This is a genomic window from Streptomyces sp. SID14478 (assembly GCF_010548525.1).
Classification (GTDB): Bacteria; Actinomycetota; Actinomycetes; order Streptomycetales; family Streptomycetaceae; genus Streptomyces.
On sequence record NZ_JAAGMG010000846.1, the window covers coordinates 40,383 to 46,382 of the forward strand.

Genomic DNA, 6,000 nt, shown 5'->3' on the forward strand with positions numbered 1-6,000 from the left:
ACGATCTGCTCGTACTGACCGACGCTGACGTTGCCGACCATCTCCGAACTCGTCACCGTACCCACCCTTTTACAGGCCGGAGCACGGCCCCGTGGCCGTGAAACAAGGACTCCGGCCCGCCCGGCACCGGCAGAATCCGCCCACCAGTCGCCGCCGGAGAGGCGCACTGCTCCCGAATATGGGGCGCCCGGAAGCTCTCCGCAAAGCCCTCTGCCACACCACTGCGAGCGGTGGTCCCCGTGCGTACCCGAGTCCTCCAACGTGGCAGGTGCACGAGATCTACGGATGTTCAAAGATGGGTTCTGATGGGCGAACGCCATGCGGTACACGCTTCTCAGATCTGTTGCCACGCGATTGCTTCCTCGTTGTGGGACAAAAGCTGCGCGGCCGGCCGCGGAGCCTCCTGGAGTTCACCTGGTGGGCACAGTTGTCTTCTTTTGAAGGAACTTGCGCACGTCGGCGGCCGCCGTGGCCTGCTGTGTCGTTACCTCTGGACGTAGTAAAGGCTCAGACCGGTCCGAGGGAAGAAGTGTGCATGCACGAGCGGCGGGACGTGGCCGTGGTGACTCCGTGGTACCCCAGCCGGGAGCGCCCCTTTCGCGGAGCGTTTGTCCAGGCGATGGTGGAAGCGACCGCCCCGGCCTGTGCGCAGCTCACCGTCTACCACGGTGAGCCTTGGCACCTCTCCGGTGCGCTGGCCGATCACGAGTCCGTACGGGCCGCTCACGTGAAGCTGTTGCCCCATGCTTCTCAGCCTCTGCCGACCGTGGGCGGGGCGGTGCTGCGCTGCCTGCCGGTGCTGGTGGACCGGGTGCCCAAGACGTCTGTGCTGTTGTGGGCCGGTCTTGCGCGTAGGCATGGCGACGCGTTGCGGGCCGCACTGGGCGGGCAGCCGTTTACCGAGCCGGTGGTCCATGCCCATGTCGGGTTGCGGGGCGGCTGGGCGGCCCTGCAGAGCTGCGGGCCAGCCACGCGCCTGTATGTCACCGAGCATGCGTCCTTCGTCGCGGATGTCCTGGCGGAGCCTTCGGCCCGGGCCATGTATGACGCAGTGCTGCACCGGTGCAGCCGCTTCTTCACGGTCGGCGAACAGATCCGCCGGACGCTGCTGGACGTCTTCCCTCACCACACGGACAAGATCGACACGATCCCCAACCCAATCTCCTTCGCCGCGCAGCGCATGCAGCCGGTGCGCACTTTGCGGCGGTGGCTGTATGTCGGCGGGCTCAAGGAGAGCAAGGGGGTCGGCCCGCTGCTGGAAGCCTTCGCCCGGTGCCGCGCCTCGGACCCGAATCTGAGGCTCACGCTGGCCGGGGACGGCGCGCTGGCCAGACCGTTGCGTGCGCGGGCTGGCGAACTCGGGCTGAGCGACGCGGTGCGCTTTGCGGGTGCGGTGCCGCCCGATCAGGCACTGCAGTTGATGCGCGAGCACGACCTGCTGGTACACCCCAGCCAGGGCGAGACCTTCGGCATGACGGTCGTCGAGGCCATCGCGGCGGGGCTGCCGGTACTGGCCACCCGCACCGAAGGCACCCGGACCGTCTTGACCGGGATCGAGAACGCCGCCGGCGTCCTGATCGACACGGACGCCGATGCCACGTCCATCGCGGACGGCTACCGGAAACTGTGTGCACGTTTCCCGCACGACCTCGGCCTGCCCCATGCCCGCCTCGTGCTGGCCTCCCGCTACGACTATCAAGCCGTCGCCAGAGCCCATCACCATCACTGGTTCCCGCCTGACGGGCCCGGCCACCCGCCCGCACCGGACCGCGCCCTGGGAGGTGTGAGGTGAACGTTCTCTTCCTCGCCCTGGACGCCAGCCGTGCCCGCACCACCTGCGCCGAAGCCGCCCAGGTGGTTCGGGACGGCGGCCGGGCCGTCGTCCTGATCGAGCAGGCAACCCGTTGGGCCGACCATCTCATCACTCCGGGCGTGCAGCGCATCGAAACAGACGTCCTCGAGATGCGGCACTGGGTGCGCAGGTGGGAGTGGCAGCTCCTGTTCGGCCTCCCCCGAGCCCTGGCCCGCGCCATCGGCCGCGGCCCTTTGCGGCCGCTCCTGCACGCCACCGAGACAGCCTACGAAGGGGTCCTGGCAGGCCCGCTGCACCGGCGCGTGTTCCTCCCCGTGTACCGAAGGGCGTGGGGAAGTGGAAATCCGGAGATGATCCGTCACTTCGTGCGGCGTGATGGACCCTTCGACCTGATCGTCGTCTGTGACCCCACGTCCCTGCCCGTGGCCGCGTCCCTGGCCGAGGACGGCGCACCCGCTGTCGCCTTCCGCCTGAACTGAAACCATATGCGGCCCGCGCGGCGGAAACGGACGCCCACACGAGGGGCACTGCGCGGCTAGCCGCGCGTCACCGTCGCCTTTACCCGAGCACCATCCAAAATCATTCAAATGACAAAAAGGGTTCGCGAGGGCAGCCGTACGCGGGTGCGCGGGTGGGGCAGCATCCTCGTGCTCGGCGTGGCACTGACCTCCTGTGCCGTTACGGGCACACGGGAACCAGCACCACACCGCTCATCCGTTGAGGCCCTGGCGCTGGATCACGCCACGTCGGGGTTCCGCCCCGCTCTCCTTCCGGCCGGCCAAGGGCCCTGGCAGCAGGCCCGGCCCGCGTCCCCGCGCGTGAGGGCCCTCTCTCTAGACCACAGCGGTGTGCGCATCTTCACCCAGGCAGGCAAGAGCTGGGACCATCCCGTCGCCCAGAGCTCCTACGCTCTCGACCTCCTCGCGGAGTTCGACCGCAGCGGCCGCACCGAGTCGATACGGCTGGCCACCGTCCAGGCCGACCGTCTGCTCGCGCTGCGGATCCAGACCCGGGGTGCCTGGTTCTTCCCATACCCGTTCGACTTCCCCTCCCCCGCCCACCACCTGAACCTGCATGGCCCCTGGTACTCGGCGATGGCCCAGGGCCAAGCGTTGAGCCTGTTCACGCACCTCGCACAGAACAAGGCTCTGCCGACGCAGCAGCGCGCCCGCTACCGGCAGGCCGCGGACCGCACGTTCCAGTCCCTCCTACTCAGACCGGACCGCACCCAGCCCTGGGTCACCCACCTCGACCAGGACGGCTTCCTCTGGCTCGAGGAGTACCCCAAAGACCCTCCCGAGCAGTCCGACCGCACCTTCAACGGGCACATCTTCGCCACCTACGGCGTGTGGGACTACTACCAGCTGACCCGCTCCCCCTACGCTGCACGCCTCTTCGACGCCGCGACCACCACGGTCGCGCACTACGCGCCGCTCCTCCGCCGTGCCGGAGGCATCTCCAACTACTGCGTCGCACACGGGCATCCCAACGCCAAGTACCACCAGATTCACATCACCCAGCTCCACAACCTGGCCCTCATCAGCGGCGACCAGCGCTTCGAGCGCTTGTCTGCACAGTTCCGCGACGACCACGACGCAGGCATCACAGGCGCAGAGGCGAGCAGCCGCTGATCGGCAGGGCGCCCCTGAGCAGCAGCCGTCCACGTGCTCCTGGCGTCAGAGGCCGCCGATCCTGTCCAGCTGCCAGGCCCGCTGGTTCCGTTCGCCCAGCCGTTGCACCACGCGGACCGCGGCCAGGCCGTCACTGTAAGGGGCCCATCCGGCGTGTGGGGAACGGGACGTGTCACGACGTCAGCCCAGCCGACCGGCCAGAGCGCCGCAGGGTCGGGCACCAGCTGACTCCAGCCCTCCGGCTGACGTCTCAGGCCACTCCGTCTCAGGGCGCAGGGTCGTACAAGCACGCCTCAGGAGAGACGCCTCCTTCTACAGTCCTCCGAGTCCGTCCCCCACCCCCGCTGAGCCAAGCACGGCGGCGACCAGGCCGCGGACGGGGAGCGGACGACCCACGGACACCGCCCCCGTGCCAGTTTCACCCTGTGCTGTTCCGCGCGTGCGAGCAGCCGGGCTGGGCGAGCAGCACGACCGGCAAAGGCAGCGTCGGCCAACGCGGTCAGGCGGGCCGGGGCGTCGGTGTTCTTGGCGCGGTGCATGGTCACCAGCAGGAATGGCTCTCCGGCCCGGGTTTCGTCCGGCAGTGCGGCTTCAACCGCGCGGCCAGCCAGGGCCTCGTCATGCATGCGCAGGCAGATGTCGACCATCACATCCCCGACCAACTTCGAGCGCTCCGCGAGCCCCTCGGCCGCCAGATGCCGCATCGCCTGCGGGGCGGTACGAGCAGCAGGTCGGCCTCATGGTCGGTCAGGATCCGGTGGTGCTCTTCGAGCATGCGCCGGTTGCAAGAGCCCCGCCTCTGCCTCCAGATGTGCGGCCGGCAGATGCAACATCACCGCGCTGAGGCCCGCGGCGAGGGTGGAGATAGTGTCGCCGTAGACCACTATCCTTAGTGGACGCTCGTGCTGTAGGACCGAGTCGAGTGCGCTCAGAGCGGGCCCGGTCTGCGCCGGGGCTGCCGGATCAGATACCGAGATGCACGTCGTGGCAGGGATCTGCAGTCCGCTGAAGTACACGCTCCCGCCACCGACCGCGAGCCGCCCGTGGCCGCAGGGAACCGACTAGGCGGCTGTGTCATCTCCAGTGGCGGCGCCGGCGGTAGCTGCACTCTGAGTGAGGCTGCCCACGGGCATCAGTCCGGTCCCACCGTCGCGATGGGTGAGGTGGGGCAAGCTACTTGGCCTGCCCCACCCTCCTGCCACCAGGTGTCGGGGATCCACCTGGAGGAGGCTTTCCCCACCTGGTGCAGCCTGACCGCTTTTCATTACTGACGGCAGAGCCGCGCCGTGATGAATTGCCGTCAGCGCCCAGTCGGACGCACGGCTTTCGGGCACGAGAGGCTCGCCCCGCACGGCCTTTGCTGCGTTGCTTCTACCCGGTGCAGCCGCCAGGCACCTTTCCTGGGGACCGAACGGGTTCTTGTATGTGGGCTGCACGACGGAACTCTTCCGTGTCACCGCTACCAACCATCCCCCGTGCGGGAGTGGTGATGGTACTGGCGCGGTCGACGCCGGAATGAATTCCGGAGCAGCAGAGCTTCGGGGGCCGCGTGGGTACGGGAGGTACATTCATGCGTTCCATACGAGTGCTGACGGGCCTGGCCCTCGCGGGTGCCGCGCTGGTGATGTCCGTGCCGAGCGCGCAGGCGGTGTCGCCGAGCTGCCAGCAGGCACTCGACGACGCGGAGATCACCCAGCGCAACGCGGACACGGTCAACGCCGACCCGAACACCTCCGCCGCGGACAAGAAGGCCGCCACGGACGAGGCGAACCAGGCCGCTTCCACCGCGCAGCGGTTCTGCGACTCCACCGACCCGGCCGTACGAGGGTCCGTGCACGCCGGTGAGGGCGGTACGCAGACCGGCACTGACCCGGCCGCACTGGCCGGCGCGGCAGCACTGCTCGCGGCCGGAGCCGGCGCCGTGTACCTGCGTCGCCGCGACAACGCCGAACAGGAATGATCGCCACCTGATGGGCTGACCCGGGCCCCGCTCCTCACATCGTCGAGACCGGTGCGAGAGGGCGGGGCCGCCTGTTCGCCACGGACCGGGAGATCGGCATCATGGCAACCGCCCCCACACCATCCGCGCCCTCCGCCCGCCGCCGCATGGCGTCGTGGGCCGCCCTCCTCGTACTCGCCGCCTGCATGATCTACCGCATCGCCGACAGCGGCGAAGACACAGGGACGCCGCCGCGGCCCAGCGCCGCACAGGCGCCCTCGAGCGACAGCGCGCCGGTCCGCGAGGCCGCCTCGTCCGTGGCCTCGCTGCCGGAATCGGCACCCGTGCGCATCAAGATCCCCAGCATCAGCGTGGACGCCCCCGTCCAGGGCCTTTCCAGGAACGAGGACGGCGGGCTGAACGCACCCCCTGCCGACGACACCAACCTCGCCGGCTGGGACGCCGCAGGCATCCCGCCAGGCAGCACCGGCACCGCCGTGATGGCCGGACACGTCGACACCCGCACCGGCCCCGCCGTCTTCTACGGCCTCGGCTCACTGAAGAAGGGCGCCACCGTCACCGTCAGCCGACAGGACGGCAGCACGGCCCAGTTCACC

At 69.2% G+C, this 6,000-nt stretch carries 6 protein-coding genes; 5 read left to right on the top strand and 1 reads right to left on the bottom strand.

Annotated features, from left to right (window positions below):
- The first annotated feature begins 535 nt into the window (after positions 1-535).
- The 3 genes from G3I40_RS27895 (at position 536) to G3I40_RS27905 (ending at position 3,444) form a co-directional block, all read left to right on the top strand.
- Positions 536-1,792 (top strand): glycosyltransferase family 4 protein, encoded by a 1,257-nt coding sequence (locus G3I40_RS27895; protein WP_203644888.1) that lies wholly within the window; start codon positions 536-538, stop codon positions 1,790-1,792.
- A complete protein-coding gene (locus tag G3I40_RS27900; protein WP_164305110.1) occupies positions 1,789-2,292 on the top strand; it encodes a hypothetical protein in 504 nt (167 codons plus the stop codon). Before G3I40_RS27895 ends, G3I40_RS27900 begins: the two co-directional genes overlap by 4 nt.
- 369 nt (positions 2,293-2,661) lie before the next feature.
- Positions 2,662-3,444 carry a D-glucuronyl C5-epimerase family protein gene (locus G3I40_RS27905; protein ID WP_164305112.1) on the top strand — a complete coding sequence of 261 codons (783 nt, stop codon included), beginning with the start codon at positions 2,662-2,664 and terminating at the stop codon, positions 3,442-3,444.
- Between the two features lie 737 nt (positions 3,445-4,181).
- Here the strand turns inward: G3I40_RS27905 and G3I40_RS47380 are convergent.
- On the bottom strand, positions 4,182-4,460 hold the full coding sequence (locus G3I40_RS47380; protein WP_343245033.1) for a UDP-N-acetylglucosamine 2-epimerase: 279 nt from the start codon (positions 4,458-4,460) through the stop codon (positions 4,182-4,184).
- A 554-nt stretch (positions 4,461-5,014) separates the two neighbouring features.
- Here G3I40_RS47380 and G3I40_RS27915 point away from each other — a divergent pair.
- Entirely contained in the window at positions 5,015-5,404 is a 390-nt protein-coding gene (locus G3I40_RS27915) for a hypothetical protein (protein WP_164305114.1), read from the top strand.
- Positions 5,405-5,505: 101 nt separating this feature from the next.
- Positions 5,506-6,000, top strand: a 495-nt coding sequence (locus G3I40_RS27920; RefSeq protein ID WP_164305115.1) for a sortase, incomplete at its 3' end; no start/stop codon positions are given.